General features: G+C 72.1%; 18 protein-coding genes. 6 read left to right on the forward strand and 12 right to left on the reverse strand.

Annotated elements, in window-relative coordinates; genetic code table 11:
* Window positions 1–389 precede the first annotated feature (389 nt).
* Window positions 390–3,386 (forward strand): BTAD domain-containing putative transcriptional regulator, encoded by a 2,997-nt coding sequence (locus tag AB0959_RS09275; RefSeq protein WP_366825691.1) that lies wholly within the window; start codon window positions 390–392, stop codon window positions 3,384–3,386.
* Between the two features lie 76 nt (window positions 3,387–3,462).
* Here AB0959_RS09275 and AB0959_RS09280 read toward each other — a convergent pair whose 3' ends face one another.
* Window positions 3,463–3,927, reverse strand: coding sequence for a hypothetical protein (locus AB0959_RS09280; protein ID WP_366825727.1), 465 nt, complete (start codon window positions 3,925–3,927; stop codon window positions 3,463–3,465).
* Between the two features lie 408 nt (window positions 3,928–4,335).
* Between AB0959_RS09280 and AB0959_RS09285 the strand changes: the two genes are divergently transcribed.
* The 3 genes from AB0959_RS09285 to AB0959_RS09295 are packed head-to-tail and all read left to right on the forward strand — an operon-like array spanning window position 4,336 to window position 7,018.
* The gene (locus AB0959_RS09285) at window positions 4,336–4,821 is read left to right on the forward strand and encodes a TrkA C-terminal domain-containing protein (RefSeq protein WP_366825692.1); all 486 of its coding nucleotides are present in this window, start codon (window positions 4,336–4,338) and stop codon (window positions 4,819–4,821) included.
* A gap of 3 nt (window positions 4,822–4,824) precedes the next feature.
* A complete protein-coding gene (locus AB0959_RS09290; protein WP_366825693.1) occupies window positions 4,825–6,066 on the forward strand; it encodes a cation:proton antiporter in 1,242 nt (413 codons plus the stop codon).
* A 55-nt stretch (window positions 6,067–6,121) separates the two neighbouring features.
* On the forward strand, window positions 6,122–7,018 hold the full coding sequence (locus AB0959_RS09295) for a polysaccharide pyruvyl transferase family protein (RefSeq protein WP_366825694.1): 897 nt from the start codon (window positions 6,122–6,124) through the stop codon (window positions 7,016–7,018).
* Between the two features lie 140 nt (window positions 7,019–7,158).
* Here AB0959_RS09295 and AB0959_RS09300 read toward each other — a convergent pair whose 3' ends face one another.
* From AB0959_RS09300 to AB0959_RS09325, 6 genes are all read right to left on the reverse strand, one after another.
* Entirely contained in the window at window positions 7,159–8,145 is a 987-nt protein-coding gene (locus AB0959_RS09300) for a glycosyltransferase (protein WP_366825695.1), read from the reverse strand.
* Between the two features lie 162 nt (window positions 8,146–8,307).
* On the reverse strand, window positions 8,308–10,170 hold the full coding sequence (locus AB0959_RS09305; protein WP_366825696.1) for a hypothetical protein: 1,863 nt from the start codon (window positions 10,168–10,170) through the stop codon (window positions 8,308–8,310).
* Window positions 10,170–10,829, reverse strand: coding sequence for a hypothetical protein (locus tag AB0959_RS09310; RefSeq protein WP_366825697.1), 660 nt, complete (start codon window positions 10,827–10,829; stop codon window positions 10,170–10,172). The genes AB0959_RS09305 and AB0959_RS09310 overlap by 1 nt, the downstream gene beginning before the upstream one ends.
* Before the next feature lie 5 nt (window positions 10,830–10,834).
* Window positions 10,835–11,704 carry a carbohydrate ABC transporter permease gene (locus tag AB0959_RS09315; RefSeq protein ID WP_366825698.1) on the reverse strand — a complete coding sequence of 290 codons (870 nt, stop codon included), beginning with the start codon at window positions 11,702–11,704 and terminating at the stop codon, window positions 10,835–10,837.
* Window positions 11,701–12,624 (reverse strand): sugar ABC transporter permease, encoded by a 924-nt coding sequence (locus AB0959_RS09320; RefSeq protein ID WP_366825728.1) that lies wholly within the window; start codon window positions 12,622–12,624, stop codon window positions 11,701–11,703. The genes AB0959_RS09315 and AB0959_RS09320 overlap by 4 nt, the downstream gene beginning before the upstream one ends.
* An 11-nt stretch (window positions 12,625–12,635) precedes the next feature.
* Window positions 12,636–13,931 (reverse strand): ABC transporter substrate-binding protein, encoded by a 1,296-nt coding sequence (locus AB0959_RS09325; protein ID WP_366825699.1) that lies wholly within the window; start codon window positions 13,929–13,931, stop codon window positions 12,636–12,638.
* Between the two features lie 66 nt (window positions 13,932–13,997).
* On the opposite strand from AB0959_RS09325, the gene AB0959_RS09330 reads away from it, so the two are divergent.
* Window positions 13,998–15,353 (forward strand): Gfo/Idh/MocA family oxidoreductase, encoded by a 1,356-nt coding sequence (locus AB0959_RS09330; RefSeq protein ID WP_366825700.1) that lies wholly within the window; start codon window positions 13,998–14,000, stop codon window positions 15,351–15,353.
* A 173-nt stretch (window positions 15,354–15,526) separates the two neighbouring features.
* Window positions 15,527–15,979 (forward strand): SRPBCC family protein, encoded by a 453-nt coding sequence (locus AB0959_RS09335; RefSeq protein WP_366825701.1) that lies wholly within the window; start codon window positions 15,527–15,529, stop codon window positions 15,977–15,979.
* 36 nt (window positions 15,980–16,015) lie between these two features.
* Here AB0959_RS09335 and AB0959_RS09340 read toward each other — a convergent pair whose 3' ends face one another.
* The 5 genes from AB0959_RS09340 to AB0959_RS09360 all read right to left on the reverse strand — a co-directional run bounded on the left by AB0959_RS09340 (window position 16,016) and on the right by AB0959_RS09360 (window position 21,812).
* Window positions 16,016–16,630, reverse strand: a complete 615-nt coding sequence (locus AB0959_RS09340; protein WP_366825702.1) for a hypothetical protein — start codon at window positions 16,628–16,630, stop codon at window positions 16,016–16,018.
* Between the two features lie 82 nt (window positions 16,631–16,712).
* Window positions 16,713–17,909: an XdhC/CoxI family protein gene (locus AB0959_RS09345; protein WP_366825703.1), complete on the reverse strand. Its 1,197-nt coding sequence runs from the start codon at window positions 17,907–17,909 to the stop codon at window positions 16,713–16,715.
* Window positions 17,910–17,928: 19 nt separating this feature from the next.
* Window positions 17,929–20,328 (reverse strand): molybdopterin cofactor-binding domain-containing protein, encoded by a 2,400-nt coding sequence (locus AB0959_RS09350; RefSeq protein ID WP_366825704.1) that lies wholly within the window; start codon window positions 20,326–20,328, stop codon window positions 17,929–17,931.
* Between the two features lie 3 nt (window positions 20,329–20,331).
* Window positions 20,332–20,922, reverse strand: coding sequence for a (2Fe-2S)-binding protein (locus AB0959_RS09355; RefSeq protein ID WP_366825705.1), 591 nt, complete (start codon window positions 20,920–20,922; stop codon window positions 20,332–20,334).
* Window positions 20,922–21,812 carry an FAD binding domain-containing protein gene (locus AB0959_RS09360; protein WP_366825706.1) on the reverse strand — a complete coding sequence of 297 codons (891 nt, stop codon included), beginning with the start codon at window positions 21,810–21,812 and terminating at the stop codon, window positions 20,922–20,924. Before AB0959_RS09360 ends, AB0959_RS09355 begins: the two co-directional genes overlap by 1 nt.
* Window positions 21,813–22,024: the final 212 nt, after the last annotated feature.

Consider the following 22,024-nt stretch of genomic DNA (forward strand, 5'->3'; position numbering starts at 1 on the left):
GGGGTCTGAGTCGTGCGCGAGTGGGTGCGCGAGTGGGTGCGCGACTGGGTGCGCGAGTGGGTTCCTCGCCCCCGCCGCCCCTACCCGTCCCATCCCCCCAGGGGCTCCGCCCCTTCAACCCCGCTCCCGGGGGGCCGGCCCCCGGACCCCCGCTCCTCAACGCCGGAGGGGCTGAATCTTCCCCGGCCGGGGCGGGCTTTCAGGGGCGCGGGGGGCTGGTTTTCGGGGCCGCGGAGAACTGGGGTCTCAGGGCCCCGGGTACTGCACGGTTTTTAGGGGCGCGGGGAACTGCGCGGTTTGTAGGGGCGCGGGGAACTGCGCGACCAGCCGCACCCATCCCGTAGGGGCGGCAGAGCCGCAGCCCAGCCAGACGTAAAGTAAAGGGCAGGGTGGGATACAAGGGGGACGCGTTGGCACCGGAGTCGGTGCGGTTCGCCGTGCTCGGAACGGTTCGGGTCTGGCGTGCGGGAACGGAGTTGCGGCTGGGCGGCCCTCAGCAGACGGCGCTGCTGGCGCTGTTGCTGATGCGGGCGGGTCAGCCCGTCGCCGTGGACGAGATGGTCGAGGTGCTGTGGGGACGGCGCCCGCCGGACAGCGCGGCCAATGTGATCCGCCGTCATGTCGGGGCACTGCGGCGGCTGTTGGAGCCGGGGCTGCCCGCTCGGGCGGGGGGCGGGTGGATCGTCCGGGGCACGGGCGGATACCGGCTGGTGACCGATGGCGACTCCCTGGACCTACTGCGCTTCCGCGAACTGCGGGACGAGGCACGCCGGGCCGCGACGGGCGGGGATCCCGCAGGGGCCGTGCACCTGCTCACCCGGGCGCTGTCGCTCTGGCAGGGGCCGGTCGCGGCCGGGCTCCCCGAACAGGTGCGTGCGCACGAGGCGTTCACCGCGCCCGCGCGTGAGCGGGTCGAGGCCGTGAAGGAGGCGGCCGACGCGGCTCTGCGGACCGGGCTGCCGGGCGCGGTCCTGGGCGAGCTGCGCGAGACGGCCGCTGACCATCCGCTGGACGAGCCGCTGCTGGCCAGGCTGGTGCACGTGCTGGCGGCCACCGGTCACCCGTCCGAGGCGCTGCGCACGTACGACACGACGGTCTCCCGGCTCGCCGACGAGCTGGGCATCGACCCGGGCCCCGAACTGCGCCACGCCCGGCGGACGATGCTGGTCGACGCCGACCGCGAGGAACCGCGCCGTACGCGAGAGGACGTCGGCGGGGCGTTCTCCGAGCGGGGCTCGGCGTTCTCCAGTCCCGGCACCGACGGCCCCGAGGCGATCCGCCTGCCCACGCCCGCCCAACTGCCGCCGGATCTGGCGACGTTCACCGGCCGACGGGTCGAGCTGGACGAGGCGCTCACGCCGCTGGTGGGCGACGCGTGGGCGGAGAGCGCGGCCGACGGACCGGCGGACGGGACAGCCAACGGCTCGGTGGACGGGACAGCCAACGGCCCGGTGACCGGGACCGTGGTCATCGGAGCGATCGGCGGAATGGCCGGGATCGGCAAGACCACGCTGGCCGTCCACTGGGCCCACCAGGTCGCCCACCGGTTCCCCGACGGACAGCTCTACGTCAACCTTCGGGGGTACGACCCGTCGGGTGCCGTGATGAGTCCGGGCGAGGCGGTCCGCGGGTTCCTGGACACGCTGGGTGTCCCGCCGGAGCGGGTCCCGCACGGTCTGGACGCGCAAGTCGCCCTCTATCGCAGCCTGTTGGCGGGGCAACGCTTCCTCGTCCTGCTGGACAACGCGCGGGACACCGACCACGTGCGACCGCTGCTCCCGGGTACGCCCGGCTGCCTCGCCCTCGTCACCAGCCGCGACCAGCTGTCCGGACTGGTGGCCGCGCACGGGGCCCGCGCGCTGACCCTGCACCCCCTCGACACCGACGAGGCACGGGACTTCCTCACCCGCCGCCTGGGAGCGTCACGCGTCGCGGCGGAGCCGGAGGCGGTGGCCGAGATCGCCGCGCTGTGCGCCGGGCTGCCCCTGGCCCTGGCGTGTGTCGCCGCACGGGCCGTCACCCATCCGCGGTTCGCGCTGTCGGCCATCGCCGCCGAACTGCGTGAGGCCCACGGCAGCCTCGACGCCTTCGCCAGGGCCGACGCGTCCGCCGACGTCGGCGCGGTCTTCTCGTGGTCCTCCCGCGCCCTCTCCCCCGGGGCCGCCCGGCTGTTCCCGCTGCTGTCCCTGCACCCCGGCCCGGACTTCTCCGTGACCGCCACGGCGGCCCTGGCGGGGCTGCCCGTGCGCCAGGTCCGGCGGCAGCTGGCCGAACTCGCCCACGGCCACCTGATCGGCGAGCGGGTCCCCGGCCGCTACGCCTTCCACGACCTGCTGCGCGCCCACGCCGGTGAACTCGTCCACGACCGCCACCCCGAGACCGAGCGCCGTGCGGCCGCCGAGCGGCTGTACACGCACCACCTGCACACCGCGCACGCCGCCGGACTGCTGCTCGCCCCGCACGCCGACCTGGTGCCGCTCCCGCCCACCCCGACGGGCGTCGCCGTCGTACCGCTCGCCGACGACCGGGAGGCCCTGGCCTGGCTGACGGCCGAGTACCCCGTGCTGCTCGCCGTCATCGACACCGCGGCGCACTCCGGTCACGACCGCCTCGCCTGCCTGCTCGCCTGGGCCATGGAGCCCTACTTCGACCGCAGGGGCCACTGGCACGACTGGGCCACCGCCCAGCGCACCGCCCTGAACGCCGCACTGCGCCTGTCCGACTCCGCCATGGAAGCCCACGGTCTACGGGGACTGGCCCGCGCCGAGGGCCGGCTCGGCCTGCACGACTCCGCCCGCGCCCGCCTGCACCGCGCCCTGGACCTCTTCACCGGGCTCGGCGACGACGTCGGCCGCGCCCAGACCCACCGCAGCCTCGGCTGGGAACACGAGCAGCAGGGCGACCTCCCCGGTGCCCTCCGCCACAACCAGCGGGCACTCGAGCTGTTCCGGGCCGCCGGCCACCGGGCCGCACAGGCCAGCGTCCTCAACTCGGTCGGCTGGTACCACGCGTTGCTCGGCGAGTACGAACAGGCCCTCGGCCACTGTCTCGACGCCCTGGACACGCTGCGGGAGATCGGTGACCGCTACGGCCAGGCCGCGACCTGGCACAGCGTCGCCCACGCCTACCACCACCTCGGCCGCCACCCCCAGTCCCTCATCGGCTACCGGAACGCGCTGACCCTGTACCAGGACCTGGGCGTGCCCTACCTGGAGGCCACGACGCTCACCGGCATCGGCGACACCCACCGCGCCACGGGCGACCACGCGGCGGCCCGCACCGCCTGGCTGCGTGCCCTGACCCTGCTGGTCGGCCTGGGCCACCCCGACGCCGCCGAGGTCCGCACCCGACTCCAGGCGCGGGACGAGCGGCGCGGCCTCGCCTGACCCGGAAGCCCGGTAGCCGGTAACCCGAAGCCGGAAGCCGGAAGCCGGAAGCCGGAAGCCGGAAGCCGAAGGCCGGTCAGAAGGCGTCCCCGTCCATGGGCGGGCGATACACATGGCCGTGCGCACGGCCATGCGCCCGGCCTTGCGGCGGGGAGACGCGGCGGTACGCGGCGCGGGCGTTGACGACGCGGGCGACGGCGGTACCCGTGAGGGCCGCGGCGAGCAGACAGCCCAGCCAGAACGTGTCGCGATGACCGGCCCAGCTGAGGGTGCCCGCGGGCGGGATGCCGAAGCCGTTGAGGAACAGCCAGCACAGCACGGCCGTTCCGGGGGCCGCGACGAACCGGGCGCACAGGCCGAGGAGGGCGGCCATCAGGGACAGCGCCACCAGGGCGGGTGTGGGGCGGCCGATCCCGCCGAGCAGGGTGAAGAGCGCCATCAGCAGCAGTGCGCCGCCGAAGGCCGCCGACCAGACGAACGGTGTGGCGACGGGCTGGGGAACAGCCCGTGCCTCGCTGCCGATCCGTACCCACTCGACCACGGTCACGCCCCCTTGCCCGCCCGCCCTGCCCTGCCCGTCCTGCCCATGCCGGTGGCCACGGGCGGACCGCCGTACGGCCACAACCCGCGCCTCCCGGAAGCGGATTGTCCCATCCCGCTCACCCGGAGGCGCCCCCGCGGGCGGACTTGGTCCCGGTTAGGGTGGTCCTCACGGGCGGCCCGGAAGGACTGCCTCGGAGGGCCGCGGTGGTTCCGCGGAGACCGCCGCCGAAGGGTCCGAAGGGCCTGTCGGCGGCCACGTGTGCCGCCCCGGTGGTGGGGCCCGCCCTCCCGGTTGTCCATGCCGGCGACCGGTTGTCCATGCCGGCGACGCCGGGACACACACAATCCAGACAGCACGATCCAGACAGCACGATCCAGACAGCACGATCCAGACAGGAGGACAGTCGTGGGTACGCCACGCCTGAGCAGGACACCCTTGCCGGGGATCGGGGTCCGTTACGACCTGACGACACGCGAGCAGCGCCGGATGTCGGTGGTGGCGCACCGGGACGGGGCGCGGACGGTGAGCGCGTACCGCGACGACGACCCGGACGCGTGTGCGCTGTCCGTGCGGCTGACCGCGGGCGAGTCGGCGGCGCTGGTGGACGCGCTGCTGCCGGACCACCACAGCCCCAACCTGCTGTACACGTCCGAGCTGGGCCTGGTCGCGGAGCGCGTCGAGCTGTCCTCGGCCTCGTACTGGAACGGCCGTGTCCTCGGCGACACCCGGATGCGCACCGAGACCGGGGCCTCGATCGTGGCCGTGCTGCGCCGCGCCGGGGCGATCCCCTCCCCCGCGCCCGACTTCCGCCTCGCGGGCGGCGACACGCTGATCGTGATCGGCACCCACGAGGGCGTGGAGACGGCCGCGGCGATACTCGGGCGGGAGTGAGCGATGCACTCCTCCGCCATCTTCCTGATCGAGTTCGGCGCGATCATCCTGGGTCTGGGACTGCTCGGCCGGTTCGCCGGGCGCTTCCAGCTGTCGCCGATCCCGCTGTACCTGTTGGCGGGGCTCGCCTTCGGGGAGGGCGGGCTGCTGCCGCTGGGCACGAGTGAGGAGTTCGTGGCGATCGGCGCCGAGATCGGCGTGATCCTGCTGCTGCTCATGCTGGGCCTTGAGTACACGGCCGGCGAACTGCTCTCCAACCTCAAGACCCAGTACCCGGCCGGTCTCGTCGACGCGGCACTCAACGCACTGCCGGGCGCCGCCATGGCGCTGCTGCTCGGGTGGGGGCCGGTCGCCGCCGTCGTCCTGGCCGGCGTCACCTGGATCTCGTCCTCCGGTGTCATCGCCAAGGTGCTCGGCGACCTGGGGCGGCTCGGCAACCGGGAGACACCGGTGGTGCTGAGCATCCTGGTCCTCGAGGACCTGTCCATGGCCGTCTACCTCCCGATCCTCACGGCGCTGCTGGCCGGGGCCGGTCTGGCGGCGGGCAGCCTCACCCTGGCCATCGCGCTCGGGGTGGCGGGACTCGTCCTGCTGGTCGCGGTGCGCTGGGGGCGGCACATCTCGCGGTTCGTCTCCAGCGACGACCCGGAGAAGCTGCTGCTGGTCGTGCTCGGGCTGACGCTGCTGGTCGCCGGGCTGGCCCAGCAGCTCCAGGTGTCGGCGGCCGTGGGCGCGTTCCTGGTCGGCATCGCGCTGTCGGGCGAGGTCGCCGAGGGCGCGCACGGCCTTCTCGCCCCCCTGCGGGACCTGTTCGCCGCGGTGTTCTTCGTCTTCTTCGGCCTGCACACCGACCCCGCCAGCATCCCGCCCGTCCTGCTGCCTGCTCTGGCCCTGGCCGTCGTCACCGCGGCCACGAAGATCGCCACCGGCTACTGGGCCGCCCGTCGCGCCGGGATCTCCGCGAAGGGCCGCTGGCGGGCGGGCGGCACCCTCGTCGCCCGCGGCGAGTTCTCCATCGTCATCGCCGGGCTCGCCGTCACGGCGGGCATCGAGCCGTCCCTCGGCCCGCTGGCCACCGCGTACGTCCTGATCCTCGTGATCGTCGGCCCGCTCACCGCCCGCTGGACCGAACCGGTCGCCCTGCGCCTCATCGCCCGCCGCCACCGGCCCACGCACCCGGCGGCGGACGGCACCCGGTCACCGGAGGCCGCGCACGAGTCCCAGGACGCGGTGGGCCGCACGTGAGGAGCCGGCGACGCGGCCGACTGACCCGGCGCACAGGGGGAACTCGTTCCGCACTGTGCGACAGCGGATTCTGCTGACCGGATGGTTCAGCTTTCGGGACGGCGAGGCCACCGCCGGAGACGTGTTGGCGTTGCGGCGCGTGGAGGACGTACTGCGCCATGACGGCCTGGCGTACGACGTGGCGTGGAGCCCCGCGTTCCGGCCGGGCGACCTGGACCTGGACCATGTACGGCCCCGGGCCTACTCGCACCTGGTGTTCGTGTGCGGCCCTCTGCACGGGAAGCAGATCACGGCCCTGCACCGGCGGTTCCGGCACTGTGTACGGATCGCCGTGGGCGTCTCGGTGATCGACGCGGACGACCCGGCGGTGACCGGGTTCCACCAGGTCCTGGCCCGGGACGCGCCGGGCGCCGAGCCGGTGGAGGACTTGGCGGCGCGGGCGCCGGCGATGCCCGCGACACCCGTCGTCGGGGTGGTCCTGACGCGGGGGCAGGGCGAACACGGGGCACACCGGCGACACGGACAGGTCGCCGACGAGCTGACACGCTGGCTGGTCGGCAAGGACTGCGCGCGGCTCGAACTGGACACGCGGCTCGACACCCACGACTGGCACCTGAGCGCCACGCCGGACCAACTCCAGTCGGTGTTCGCACGGTTGGACCTCGTCGTCACCGACCGGCTGCACGGTCTCGTACTCGGCCTGCGGGCCGGGGCACCCGTACTGGCCGTCGACCCCGTGGCGGGCGGCGCGAAGGTGACCGCCCAGGCACACGCCTGCGGCTGGCCCGCCGTCATCCCCGCGGAACATCTCGACGAGGCCCACCTGGAGCGCTGGTGGCGCTGGTGCCGCTCAGCCCCCGCCCACGCTGCAGCCCTGCGCGTCCGCGCCGACTTCACAGCGGGCACGGCCCCCGACAACGCGGACGAACTCCTCACGGCCTTGAGCACCTAGCACCCCGAGGGGCGTTCTCGTCTGCCGGGTTCTGTGTGGGGGCGGCTGCGGGTGTTTCGTGGCGCCACCAGCCACATCGAACCCGCACCCGCCCTACAACCGACCCAACGGCGCCCACGCGACACACGCCACGACCAACGTCACCGCCACGCCTCAACCTCACGATGCCGCACCAACCCGGAAAGCCAGTACCCCGTGGCCACCGGCGGAATGACGACACTCGAACCCAGCACGGTAGTGACCTCGTACCACGTCCGCGGCCCCGGCGCGATCCGGGACCAGGCGAACTCAGCGGTCCCCACGGCCCACCCCACCGCGGCCACGGCGGCAGCCACCCGCCGCCCACCCACAGCGAACACACACGCGGCCGCACCGGCCGCGGTGATCGCCAGATGCCGCCGGACCCGGCCACGTGGCACCGCCGCCCCGGCCCGCCAGCCCGCCCCGTGCAGCCGCAGCATCAACGCGTCGTCGGCGTTGCCGCGCTGGGCCCGTACCGACACCCACCGGCCGGTGGGCCGCACCGGATGCCAGGTACTGCGCCCACCGCGCCGAACGCGCCATCCCGCGTCCAGAACACGCAGCGCGAGGTCCGTGTCCTCACGGTGGGCGTACCGGAAACGCTCGTCGAAGCCACCGACCTGTTTGAGGACGTCCGTGCGGTACGCCATGTCGGCGGTGCTCCACCTCGCCCGTGCCAGGCCGGCCGTGGACCGCTCCCAGTGAGTGGGGCGGCGCTCGGACGGCAACGGCACGGAGATCACCCCCTGCACCCCGGCCGTGTCGGGCGAAGCCTCGTCCAGGTCCGCGGCCACCTGCTCGCACCAGTGCGGCCCGACCTGCACGTCGTCGTCGAGGAAGACGACCCACGGTGACGTGACCCGCCGCAGCCCGGAGTTCCGCGCCGCCGCGGGTCCGTGGCCGCCGCCGCTCACGACCGTCGTACGGTCCCGCAGGTCGCCCAGCACGCTCAACGGGTGCTCCAGCGGCCCGGGGACGGCCCCGGCGCGGTCGTCGACGAGCACGATCTCGGCGGGCGCCGGGCCGATCGCGGCGGCGAGCGCGGCGAGGCAGTCGGCGAGCGTGTCCCGCACGAGCGTCGGGATCACCACGGCGTAGGAGGTCATCGTGGGGCTCCGTCCCGGACGGCGTAGGGGACCCTGGGATCACACGGGTCGCCCCGCCACGGCCGCCTCAAACACCGGAAGCTCATTCACCCGCGAATTACGGACCTCACCGACCTCGCCCTCACCCTGTGTGACAGCACCACCACACCGTCCCGTGGCCGTTCAGCGCAGCCCGAGCCGGTACGAGAGCGGCGACCTTCCGGTGATCAGGACTCGGACGCCGTCCGGGGTGTTCGAACCGTTCATCCAGGAGTACCGCTCCCCCGCGTCCACGACCGCCGGCTGCCGTCCGCCCTTGCCGTTGCCGGGGCCGAAGGTGACGCGGTCGTCACCGACGGTGTAGGAGGCCTCGCCGGTGACGAGCTGGTACGTGTCCGGGGCGCCACCGACGGGTTCGAGGCCGTCTCCGCTCAGCGTGCCGCCGCGTCGGAAGCACAGTTCCAGGGCGAACGGACACGCGGCACCGGACAGCTCGACGTCCAGGTCCCAGGCCCCGTCACCGGCCTCCTTCACCAGGATCTCGGTACGGAGCGTGCGGTGGTCCTTCGGCCGGTGCGGGAAGTCCATCGCGGACCAGAAGCGGCCGTCGTCGGTGAGGGGGTAGGCGCCGTCCTCGCGGCGGTGTGCCCGGGGCAGGGGGTGGTGGAAGGCGCCCCGCATCTCCGCGTACAGCCGCCACCCGTCGTCGGTGCGCTCCAGTCCCTCCGCCCGGAAGTGCCCGAGCGAGAAGAACTGAGGGGCGAGCCGCACCGAGTCGAGGACAGCCGCGCCCTTGCGCATCTTGAAGAAGGTGGGGTTCGAGGACAGCCCGGAGGAGATCGCGCGCACGTGGGGGAAGTCCGTGCCGCCGAAGATGCTCGCGGTGCGCGCGCTCCGGCGCACTCGCACCAGCCCGCAGGCCTCGTCGTGGTGCTCGAAGTCCGTGGGCGGCTCGGTGGCCCCGGGGAGTCGCCGGGCCAGCTCGGGCTGGTCGAGGACCTGGGCGAGCCGGTCTCCCAGCGGGGTCTCTCCCATGGTCTGTCCGGCGCCCCGCTCCCGCAGCAGCCGCGCCACCGCGGCGAAGCGCCCGTCGCCGTACCGGATCGCGAGCTCCCTGTACTGCATCCAGAACTCGGGCAGGTGCCGCAGCGCGGTCTGGTCCTGGCGCCGCGAATGGACGGACTCGATCTCGCCGTTGGGCTCGATCACGTACAGCGTGGCGGCGAGGTTCGCGCGCACCGTGTCGTAGAGGTCGGTCCGTCCGTGGTGCCGGGCGAGCACGAGCAGCGCGGGGTTCGTGACGACCGCCGAGTAGGTGGGGCTGCGCTCGCTGTACTCGCCGCCCGGCAGCTGGTCGATGCCCTCGGCCAGCCAGTCGTCGACGCGCCTGCGGTACGAGGGGTGCGGCCACCTGCGGTGGATGCGTGCGAGGGCCGCGCACACCAGCCAGCGGTGGTTGGCGGTGTGCAGCCCACCGGTCGCGAGGGCGGGGCCGGCCGCCCGCAGGACGCGTTCGATCACCTCGCGCAGCGCGACCGTCGACCGGTGGCCGTCCTCGTCCAGCAGGTGGTACGTGATGTTCAGGTCGACGATGGAGAACGCGGTGTCCGGCGGCGAGCCGTCCGTGCCGTGGTCCCACAGACCGTCCTCCTGCTCGTCCGCGAGCGCGTCGGCCAGCTCGGCCATGGGAGCGAGGAGTTCGGCCGAGTGGTGGTACGCCGAGCCGTCGTGGACGTGGACGGACGTGAGGGCGCGCAGCGCCCGGGCGGTGGAGCGGGCCTTGCCCTTCTCCCGCAGCTCGGTGATGTGCGCCTGGTAGCCGGCGAGGAGCGCGGCGGCGCGGGCGTCGGCCGCCGTGGTGAGGAACTCCAGGAAGTCGGCGTCCAGTTGGGGATCGGCGTCGGCCACGCTGGAGGTCCTCTCCGGGGCCTCGCGGGTCCCCGACGTCGTCGCGGTCGTCGCGGTCGTGGCGGTCGTCGCGGTCGTGGCGGTCGCGGCGGTCGTGGCGGTCGCGGCGGTCGCGGCCAGGAAGGTCCGTCGCCCCATCACGTGCTCTCCCGCAGGTTCGCTCCAGTGTCCCGTATGTCCCCGTCCCGTATACCCCCGTCCCGTACGCCCCTGTCCCGTACGTGGACGGCGGTGAGCGCCATGGCCAGTGGACCCGGCGCCAGGAACAGCAGCGGCGGCAGTGCCCACGCGCAGAGCGCGGCCGCCGCCAGGGCGAGCAGGACGAGTCCGCTGCCGCCCGTGTCCCGTACGGCGTCGCGGGCGGCCGCCCGTACGGCGGCGGGCCAGTCGGTGACGGACTCGGGGCGCCCGCAGGCGCGCAGGCCGACCACGACGGCGAACACGCCGATGGCCCCGGCGACCACCGCGAAGGCCGGGCCGCCGGGCAGCCCGGCACGCGCGAGCGCCAGGTCGGCGAGGACCAGCAGCACGCCGGCCACCGCGACGACCCCGGCGGCCAGGTCACCCACGCGCAACCGCCGCCCCAGCAGCGCGAAGTACCGCCCGGCGGTGGCGGGCCGGTCCTCGCGTACGCCTCGCAGGACCGCGCACGCCGTGGACAGCGCGGCGGGCGCGGTCACCAGCGGCACACAGGCCACGGCTGTGGCGAGCCCGACGCTGAGGACGTCCGCGAACAACGTCATGCGCGGCCCGAAGAGCTCGCCCGGCTCCCTCGTCGTGCGCATCCCGCTCCGCATGCCGCTCACCCCTTGATCCCGGAGTTCGCCATGCCCTCGACCAGGAACCGCTGGAAGGCGAGGAAGAACAGCACGATCGGCAGCAGCGCGATCACCGACATGGCGAACATCGGGCCGAAGGCCGAGGTGCTGGAGGCGTCCACGAACGACCTGAGCGCCAGCGTCAGCGTGAACTTCTCGGGCGAGAAGAGGTAGATCAGCTGGGTGAAGAAGTCGTTCCACGTCCAGATGAAGGTGAAGATCGCGGTGGTGATCAGAGCGGGGCGGGTCAGCGGCAGGATGACGCTGAAGAAACTGCGGAACGGGCCGCAGCCGTCGATCCGCGCCGCCTCCTCCAGCTCACGCGGCAGCCCGCGCATGAACTGCACGATGAGGAAGACGAAGAAGGCCTCCGTGGCGAGGAACTTGGGCAGGATCAGCGGCCAGTAGGTGTTCACCATGCCGAGCTGGTTGAAGATGATGTACTGCGGGATCAGCACCGCGTGGTGCGGCAGCATGATCGTCGCGATCATGAAGGCGAAGAGCGGCCCGCGGAAGCGGAACCGCAGCCGGGCGAAGGCGTACGCGGCCAGCGAGCAGCTGATGACGTTGCCGATGACCGCGCCGCCCGCGATCAGCAGCGAGTTGGTGAGCAGGCGGGTGACGGAGACGTCGTTCACGCCGTCCAGCGCGGTCTTGTAGTTCGACCACTCCAGCTTGCTGGGCAGCAGGTCGAGGCTGGCGATGACCTCGTTCGCGGGCTTGAGGGAGGTGGCGAGCAGCCAGGCCAGCGGGTACAGCATGACGAGGAGCGCGGCCAGACAGCCGACGTGCAGGGCGACCCGGCGCCAGGCAACGGACCTACTGGCGGCGGGAGTTGACGTCGTGGTGGTCATCGGTCCCCCTCGGAGGCGTAGAAGACCCAGGACCGCGAGGTGCGGAACAGCACGGCGGTGACGGCGCCGATGGCGATCAGCAGCACCCAGGCCATGGCGGAGGCGTAGCCCATGTGGGAGGCGACGAAGCCGCGGTCGTAGAGGTAGAGCGTGTAGAACAGCGTGGAGTCGGCGGGCCCGCCCTTGCCCGCGCTGACCGCGAAGGCGGGGGTGAAGACCTGGAAGGCCTGGATGGTCTGGAGCACCAGGTTGAAGAAGATCACCGGGGACAGCATGGGCACGGTGATGGACAGGAACTGGCGCCAGCGGCTCGCCCCGTCCACCTCGGCGGCCTCGTACAACTCCCCCGGGATCTGCTGGAGTCCGGCGAGGAAGATCACCATGGGGGCGCCGAACTGCCACACCGTCAGCAGGGCGACCGCGAACAGGGCCCAGCCGGGCTTGTTGACCCAGCCGCCGGTGCCGAAGAGGTTGTCGACCGTGCCGCCGTCGTTGAAGATCGCCCGCCAGACCAGGGCGATGGACATCGAGGCGCCGAGCAGGGAGGGCGCGTAGAAGGCGGAGCGGTAGAGGGCCCTGCCGCGCTTCATGCCCTTGAGGGCGAGGGCGACGATCAGGGCGAGGGCGAGTTGCAGGGGTACGGCGATGACGACGTACGTGAGGGTCGCGACCACCGAACGCCAGTACCGCGGGTCCTCGGTGAACATCTGGGTGTAGTTGCGCAGGCCCACCCAGTTGGGCGAGTTGAACAGGTCGTAGTCGGTGAAGGAGAGGTAGAGCGAGACGGCCATGGGCAGCAGCGTCAGGACACAGGCGCCGAGCACCCAGGGCGAGAGGAACACCCAGGCGGCACCCTCGCGCCGGCGCCGGGCGGGCTTCTTCGGCGGATCGACGCGCCGTTCGGGTACGGCTGTTGGCATCTGCGTGGTGGTCATGACCTCAGCTCCGCCTTCGCCTCGGTGACGTAGTTCTCGGCCGCCTCGTGGGGCGACATGCGCCCGTAGGACACCTGGTCGTAGTCGCGCTGGAAGGTGGTCTGCAGGGCGCTGTCGCCCGAAGGGGGCGCCTGGGGCGGGGCCTTGAGCTTTCCTTCGAGGGAGGCCTGGAAGTCGTAGACCGTCTTGTCGAAGTCCTTCAGTTCGGGGGCTATTCGGTCCCGGAGGGTCTCGTTGACGGGGATGCCGCGGGTGGCGCCGAGGATCTTCGCGGCCTCCGGGTCGTTCAGCATGAAGTCGACGAGCTGGACGGACTGCTTGGCGTGGCCCGTGGTGGCGGCGACACCCATGAACATCGAGGGCTTGAAGTACTGGCCCGGGGTGCCGTCCTCACCTGAGGGCATCGGGGCGAGGGTGACCCCCGACGGGATGAGTGCGAGGAAGCCGCTGGACGGCGCGTCCCAGTTGGTGTCGGCGGTGACGTAGCCGCGCCCGAGCGGGGTGTTCTCGACGGTGCCGTCGATCTGGGTGGTCTGCTCGGCGGACGAGACGGCTCCCTCGCGGCGCAGCTTGTCGGTGAAGGTCCAGAAGCGGGCCAGGTCGTCGGCGGTGAAGCCGAGTCTCCTGTCCTTCGTGTACAGCGCCTTGCCCTGGCCGCGCAGCCAGACCTCGAAGGCGTCCTCGCTCTGCCCCGGGTCGGTGGCGCCGGGCTTGCCGGTCTTCTCGGCGAGGGCGCGCATGGCGTCGGCCCAGTCGCTCCACGTCCAGCCCTGGCGGGGCGGTTCGACCCCGCCGGCCTTCCACTGCTTGGTGTCGTACACGACGGTCTCGGTGCCGCGGGCCTGCGGGATCGCGTACTGCTTGCCGTCCACCTTGCCGGTGGCCAGGAGCCCCTTGTCGAACTCGCCGGTGTTCAGCGTTCCTTGCTGCTTGGCGAAGTCCATGAGTACGCCTCCGGAGGCGTACTGGTCGATCATGCGGTAGTCGAGCTGCATGACGTCGGGGGCGTCGCCGCCGGCGGCCTGGGTGGCGAGCTTCTGCTTGTAGGCGTCGTATCCGGAGAACGAGGTCTGCACCTCGATGCCCGGGTTCTTCTTCTCGAAGAGGTCGACGGCCTCCTGTGTCCTGGCCGCTCGGTCCGGGTTGCCCCACCAGGTGTAGCGCAGCACGACCTTGCCGCCGACGCTGCTCGATCCGTCCCCTTCGGAGCAGCCGGCCAGCACCGCGCAGAGCGCGAGTGCCGTGGCCGCGGCTCGGGGCCTCCAGGACTTCCTTGTCCTGTTTCCGGGCATGAGTGGGTCACCCCTTACGGTAGAAAGCGCTTCCACCACGCCCGCTCGACCCTAGGGAAGATCCGGATGTCACAACAAGCCCCCTGCACCGCATCCCCACGACACCGCCGCGCGGCCGTGATCGGCCTGGGTGCCCGCGCCCAGCTCTTCACCGAGGCGCTCGCGGGCCCCTACGCGGACCGGATCGAGCTGGCGGGCTTCTGCGACGTCAACGCGCACCGCATGGCCGTCCACAACGACTGGCTGACGGCGGCGCACCCGGGCCGCACCCCCGTACCGGCGTACCGGCCCGAGGACTTCGAGGAGATGCTGCGCCGCGAGCGAGTCGACCTCGTCGTCGTCACCACCATGGACCGTACCCACGACGACTACATCGTGCGCGCCCTGGAGGCGGGTTGCGACGTGGTCACCGAGAAGCCGATGACCATTGACGCGGACCGCGCCCGCCGCATCCTGGACGCGCAGCGGCGCACGGGCCGTTCGGTGCGCGTGGCCTTCAACTACCGCTACAACCCGGTGCATTCGGCCGTACGGGAACTCATCGCGGACGGCGCCGTGGGCGAGATCGGCTCGGTGCACTTCGAGTGGCTGCTGGACCTGCGGCACGGCGCCGACTACTTCCGCCGCTGGCACCGCGAAAAGGCCAACTCCGGCGGCCTCATGGTCCACAAGGCCACCCACCACTTCGACCTGGTCAACTGGTGGCTCGGTTCGCGGCCGGAGACGGTCTACGCCCAGGGCGGCCTCTTCTTCTACGGCGACGAGGCGGGCCGCCGCCGGGGCCTGGCCCGGGACTACGACCGCGCCCACGGCTCGGCGGCCGCCAAGGACGACCCCTTCGCCGTCCACCTCGCCGACTCCTCCGTCCTCACGTCGCTGTACCTGGACGCCGAGCACGAGGACGGCTACCACCGCGACCAGAACGTCTTCGCCCCCGGGGTGACCATCGAGGACGACATGGCGGTCCTGGTCCGGTACGCGTCCGGCGCCACCCTCACGTACCACCTCACGGCCTACGCCCCCTGGGAGGGCTACCGCATCGCCTTCAACGGCAGCGAGGGCCGCATCGAGCTCCTGGTCGAGGAGTCGACGTGGACACGGCCCGAGGTGCGAACGGACGGCGCGAGCGCGGTGATGCACGGCGCGGCGGTCGGCGACGAGGCCGGACGCACGGAACTGCTGGTGCGCCGCTCCTGGGAGCGGCCGCGCGAGGTCGAGGTCCCCGCCGGTGAGGGCGGGCACGGGGGTGGCGACGTACGAATGCTGGCGGACCTGTTCGGCGAACGGCCCACGACCGACGATCCGTTGGGGCGCGCGGCGGACGGGGTGGACGGGGCGAGGTCGCTGGTGACGGGGCTGGCGGCGAATCGGTCGTTCGAGACGGGGATGCCGGTGGTGGTGCGGGAGTTGCTGGACGTGTGAGGGCCGAGGGCTCACGTGGGTGACGTGGGCGCGCTCAAGGGAGGCGCTGGATCCGCCTCATGTTGGCCGTGGGAATGTGACACCTTTCGCGAAAGTGTCACATTCCCACGGCTGGTTGCCTGACCGCCGCCGAGTCGCGGGCAGCCGTGCGCGCACCCGCTTACGATCACCTCGTGGTCCTCTTCCTCCTGGAACGCGTCACCCCACTCCCCGTCGACCAGGCCTGGCTCCGCCTCACGGACTGGCAGCGCCACGCCGACGTGGTCCCCCTGACCCGCGTCACCGTGCGCACACCCCCGCCGACCCGCGAGGGCACGGTCTTCGTGGCCCGGTCGGGGGTCGGCCGCCTCGCCGTCGACGACCCCATGGAGGTGGTCACCTGGCAGCCACCGACGAAGGACACGAACACCGCCTTCTGTCGCCTGGCCAAACGGGGAAGCATCGTCACAGGATGGGCGGAGATCGAGGTCAGTCCGTGCGGCGGCGCGGGATCCCGGGTGCTCTGGCGCGAGGATCTGTCGGTGCGCCTGTTGCCCCGCACCCTCGACGGGCTCCTGAAACTGGCGGCCCGCTGGATGTTCGGGCGGGCGGTGGACAGCCTGCTGCGACAGGAGTCGGCGTCGTGAGCTCGGCACGGTGTCCTTCGGGGAGAGAGCGACCTCTCACCACGGTTCGTGGAACGTGATGCCGAGGTGTCGGCGGAGCCCTTCGCGCTGCTCGGCAGTGGCGAGGACCATGACATCGTCGATGGTCCCGAGGGGGTTCCGGGAGCCGTTGTCGACGCAGCGGAAGGACCGTGGGTCGTCGTCGGAACCGAGTGCTTCGATGGCGGCCTGCGCCGCGCCCATATCGAGGTAGTCGTTCGACTCCTGCTCTATGAGGAAGGAGAGCTCCTTGCCGTTGCACTCGAAGTGCAGCACCCCGCGGCCGTCCTTCTCGCGGTCGTCTTCGTCGTCGCCCTCGGGGTCGTCTTCGTCCTCGTGATCCCTGTCGAAGCGGAAGTTTCCGACGGTGACCTTCCCTCCGGTGAGGGATGCGGCTTCTTCCAGGAGCCATTCGTAGTGGGCGTCGGCGAAGTCGACGTCATCGGCGTGGATGCAGACGGCCACGCCGAAGGATTCGAGGGCGCTGGCTATGTGATGGTGCGGTGTCAGTTCCTCGTGCGCGAGGTCACCGAAGCGGTCCACGACACCTTGGGCATTCACCAGGGTGATCATGTCGAGTTCGGTGAGGACTTCGGCAACCCGTACGTAGTTGATCGGTCGAGATTTCGCCACGGCCTTATCCTGCCAGCCGGGGATTTCACCGAAGGGCGAGGCTCAGGGGCGCGGGTAGCGCACCGGACTTCGGCGGGGCCGCCTAGGCCACCGACCATATCCTCCCCGCCGGTGTCCGCTCCGGCGTCACGTCGTGATGGATCGGCGTGTGCGCCCCCGTCAGTGGTACCCCGCTGCCGCCCCGCCGGGCCGCGACGATCTCGGAGGCGATGGACAGGGCCGTCTCCTCCGGGGTGCGGGCGCCGAGGTCCAGGCCGATCGGGGAGCGGAGGCGGGCCAACTCCAGTTCCGTCACTCCGACTTCGCGCAGACGCTCGGTGCGGTCGAGGTGGGTGCGGCGGGAGCCCATCGCGCCGACGTACGCCACGGGAAGCCCGAGCGCGAGTTTCAGCAGCGGTACGTCGAACTTGGCGTCGTGGGTGAGGACGCACAGGACCGTGCGGGCGTCGACCGGGGTGCGTTCCAGGTACTGGTGCGGCCACTCGACCACCACCTCGTCGGCCTCCGGGAAGCGGGCCGCGGTCGTGAAGACCGGGCGGGCGTCGCAGACCGTCACGTGGTAGCCGAGGAACTTGCCCATGCGGACGAGTGCCGAGGCGAAGTCGATCGCGCCGAAGACGATCATCCGGGGCGGCGGGACCGAGGACTCCACCAGGACCGTGAGCGGTGCTCCGCAGCGTGAGCCCCGCTCTCCGATCTCCAGGGTGCCGGTGCGGCCGGCGTCCAGGAAGGCGCCCGCCTCGGCCGCGATCGTACGGTCGAGTTCGGGGTGGGCGCCGAAGCCGCCCTCATACGTCCCCTCATACGTCCCCTCGTGCGTGCCGTCGGGCGTGCCGTCGGGCCGTACGAGGAGCGCGCGGCCCAGCAGTTCCGCCGGGCCGGAGACGATCCGGGCCACCGCCGCCGGCTCGCCCTTCGCGGCGGCGGACAGCGCGGAGGCGAGCACCGGGTGGGCCGGGTCGCCGGAGCGGACCGGTGTGACCAGGATGTCCATCACGCCGCCGCAGGTCAGGCCGACGGCGAAGGCGTCCTCGTCGCTGTGGCCGAAGCGTTCGAGGACCGGCTCGCCGCCGTCCTCCAGGGCCTGTCGGCACAGGTCGTACACCGCGCCCTCCACGCAACCGCCGGAGACCGAGCCGATCGCCGTGCCGTCGGCGTCCACCGCGAGGGCGGCGCCAGGCCGGCGGGGCGCGCTGCCGCCGACGGCCACGACCGTGGCCACGGCGAAGTCGCGTCCCTGCTCGACCCACCGGTGCAGTTCCTCGGCGATGTCCAGCATCTCGGTCTCCTCGCCGCCGCTACGCCGTACCCGTACCCGTACCCGTCAGGTGTTCCGGCCGGACCGGCGTCCTGTTCAGTTCCAGACCCGTCGCGTCGCGGATCGCCGCGAGGACGGCCGGTGTCGACGACAGGGTCGGGGCCTCGCCGACGCCGCGCAGCCCGTACGGGGCGTGGGTGTCGGCGAGTTCGAGCACGTCGACGGGGATGGTCGGCGTGTCGAGGATCGTGGGGATGAGGTAGTCGGTGAAGGAGGGGTTCCTGACCTCCGCCGTCCTCGGGTCGACGACGATCTCCTCCATCACCGCCACGCCCAGGCCCTGGGTGGTGCCGCCCTGGATCTGGCCGACGACGGAGAGCGGGTTGAGCGCCTTGCCGACGTCCTGGGCGCAGGCCAGTTCGATGACCTTGACCAGGCCGAGCTCGGTGTCGACCTCGACGACGGCCCGGTGTGCGGCGAACGAGTACTGCACATGGCCGAAGCCCTGTCCCGTGCGCGGGTCGAAGGGTTCGGTGGGCCGGTGGCGCCACTCCTCCTCGACCTCGACGGCCTCGTCTCCGAGCACGTCCACCAGGTCGGCGAGGACCTCGCCGCCGTCGGTGACGACCTTGCCGCCCTCCAGGAGGAGTTCGGCCGTCGCCCAGGCCGGGTGATACGTGCCGAACCTGCGGCGGCCCAGGTCGAGGACCTTCTCGCGCACCAGTTCGCAGGCGTGTCTCACGGCTCCGCCGGTGACGTACGTCTGGCGGGAGGCCGAGGTCGAGCCCGCCGACCCCACCTGGGTGTCCGCCGGGCGGATCGTCACCTGTGCGACGCCCAGCTCCGTGCGGGCGATCTGCGCGTGGACGGTGACGCCGCCCTGGCCGACCTCCGCCATCGCCGTGTGCACCGTCGCCACCGGCTCACCGCCGACGACCTCCATGCGGACCTTCGCCGTCGAGTAGTCGTCGAAACCCTCGGAGAAGCCGACGTTCTTGATGCCGACCGCGTAGCCGACCCCGCGGACGACGCCCTCGCCGTGGGTGGTGTTGGACAGCCCGCCGGGGAGCTGACGCACGTCCGCCTCCTCGCCGGCCGTGAGCCACTGCTGCTCGGGCGGCAGCGGCATCGCCTTGACGCGGCGCAGGAGTTCGGCGACCGGGGCCGGGGAGTCGACGATCTGGCCGGTGGGCATCACGGCCCCCTGCGACATGGCGTTCAGCCGCCGGAACTCCACCGGGTCCATGTCCAGCTTCGCGGCCAGCTTGTCCATCTGAGCCTCGTACGCGAAGCACGCCTGGACCGCGCCGAAGCCGCGCATGGCTCCGCAGGGCGGGTTGTTGGTGTAGAGGGCGAGGGCCTCCACCTCGACGTCCTCGACCACGTACGGGCCGACGCCGAGCGAGGCGGCGTTTCCGACGACCGCGGGCGACGAGGAGGCGTACGCGCCGCCGTCGAGGACGATGCGGGCCCTGACGTGGGTGAGCCTGCCGTCCTTCGTCGCGCCGTGCTCGTAGGACAGCTTCGCGGGGTGGCGGTGGACGTGGCCGAAGAAGGACTCGAAGCGGTTGTAGACGATCTTGACGGGCCTGCCGGTACGGAGGGCGAGCAGGCAGGCGTGGATCTGCATCGACAGGTCCTCGCGGCCCCCGAAGGCTCCGCCGACGCCCGCCAGTGTCATCCGGACCTTGTCCTCGGGCAGGCCGAGGACGGGCGCGATCTGGCGCAGGTCCGCGTGCAGCCACTGGGTGGCGATGTACAGGTCGACGCCACCGTCCTCGGCGGGCACCGCGAGACCGGACTCCGGGCCGAGGAAGGCCTGGTCCTGCATGCCGAAGACGTATTCGCCCTCGACGATCACATCGGCGCGCTGACGTGCCTCCTCCACGTCGCCGCGGATGATCGGCTGGCGGTGGACGATGTTCGGGTGCGGGACGTGACGGGAGTGGTGGTCGGTGCGGTTCTCATGGACGAGGACCGCGTCGGGAGCGGTCGCGGACGCCTCGTCCGTGATGATCGGCAGTTCCCGGTACTCCACCTTGATCTTCGCGGCGGCGCGGCGGGCCGTTTCCGGGTGGTCGGCGGCGACGACCGCGACGGGCTCGCCGTGGTGGCGGACCCTGCCGTGGGCGAGGACCGGGGTGTCCTGGATCTCCAGGCCGTAGTTCCTGACCTCGGTCGGCAGGTCGTCGTACGTCAGGACGGCGTGCACGCCCGGCGTCGCGAGGGCCTCGCTCGTGTCGACGGAGACGATCTCGGCGTGCGCGACGGTGGAGCGCAGGATCTGGCCCCAGAGCATGTCCTCGTGCCACATGTCGGACGAGTACGCGAAGTCGCCGGTGACTTTGAGGGTGCCGTCGGGGCGGAGCGTGGACTCGCCGATGCCACCCCTGGTGTGCGAACCCTGGGTGATCTTCGTGGGAGCACCGTTCGTCGGCATGACTCAGACCGCCTCTTGCTGACGGGCGGCCGCCAGGCGGACCGCGTCCATGATCTTCTCGTAGCCGGTGCAGCGGCAGAGGTTGCCCGAGAGGGCCTCGCGGATGTCCGCGTCGGTGGGGTTCGGGTTGCGCTCCAGCATCTCGTCGGCGGCGACGAGGAGACCCGGGGTGCAGAAACCGCACTGGACGGCGCCGGCGTCGATGAAGGCCTGCTGGACGGGGGCGAGTTGGGTGCCCTCGCCGGTCCGGGAGTCGGTGCCGTGGGCGGACCACCGCTGGTCCTCGTCCGAGGATGTGACACATTCCGCGGATGTGTCACACTTTCCGGTTCCGCATGCCCGCCGCCGCGCGAACTCCGCCAGCCCCTCCACCGTGACGACCTCGCGCCCCTCGACCTGCCCGGCGGCGACGAGGCACGAGCACACCGGCACGCCGTCCAGCCGTACGGTGCACGACCCGCACTCGCCCTGCTCGCAGGCGTTCTTGGAGCCGGGCAGCCCCAGCCGCTCCCTCAGTACGTACAGCAGGGACTCGCCCTCCCACACGTCGTCGGCTTCCTGCGGACGGCCGTTGACCGTGAAGTTGACACGCATTACGCGGCTCCCTCCGAGACGCGGGCGCTGCCGCGGTACGACTCCCAGGTCCACATCAGCGTCCGCCGGGCCATGACGCCCACCGCGCGGCGGCGGTAGCTCGCGGTGCCCCGGACGTCGTCGATCGGGTTGCAGGCCGCGGAGCACAGCTCGGCGAACTGCTGGGCGACGGACGGGGTGATGATCCGGCCGTTGTCCCAGAAGCCGCCCTCGTCGAGCGCCGCGTTCAGGAAGTCCTCGGCGGCCGTGGCGCGGACGGGCGTGGGAGCCGCCGAGCCGATGCCCGTACGGACCGTGCGGGTCTCGGGGTGCAGCGCGAGCCCGAAGGCGCACACCGCGATCACCATCGCGTTCCGCGTGCCCACCTTCGAGAACTGCTGCGGGCCGTCCGCCTTCTTGATGTGGACCGCGCGGATCAGCTCGTCGGGCGCGAGGGCGTTGCGCTTGACGCCGGTGTAGAACGCGTCGATCGGGATGCGCCGCGAGCCCCGTACGGACTCGGCCTCGACCTCGGCGCCGGCCGCGAGGAGGGCCGGGTGGGCGTCGCCGGCCGGGGAGGCGGTGCCGAGGTTGCCGCCGACGCCGCCGCGGTTGCGGATCTGCGGGGAGGCGACCGTGTGGGAGGCGAGGGCGAGTCCCGGCAGTTCGGCCCGCAGGTTCTCCATGATCCGCGTGTACGGGACCGACGCCCCGAGCCGGACGGTGTCCTCGCCGGCCTCCCACTCGTAGAGGTCGCCGACGCGGGTCAGGTCGAGGAGGTACTCGGGCCGGCGGTGGTCGAAGTTGATCTCGACCATCACGTCGGTGCCGCCCGCGATCGGCACAGCGGTGGGATGCTCGGCCTTCGCGGCGAGCGCCTCCTCCCAGCTGGCGGGGCGAAGGAAGTCCATGACCGGCTCTCTTCTTCGTCTGCTGACGTCGCGTGGGTCGTTCCGTTTGAGCCAGATCGTGTGCGGGCGGCCCGGCTCGTGCATGAGCTGTTCACGTGGGACGACGCCAGTACACAGCGCCCTACTCCAACGGGGTCAGTCACGGAAAACATGAAGGAGTTGGCTGGCCAGGGCGCCCATCTTGTAGATTCGTATGAACGGAGACCATCAGT

Source organism: Streptomyces sp. NPDC046862 (genome assembly GCF_040704615.1).
Lineage (GTDB): Bacteria > Actinomycetota > Actinomycetes > Streptomycetales > Streptomycetaceae > Streptomyces.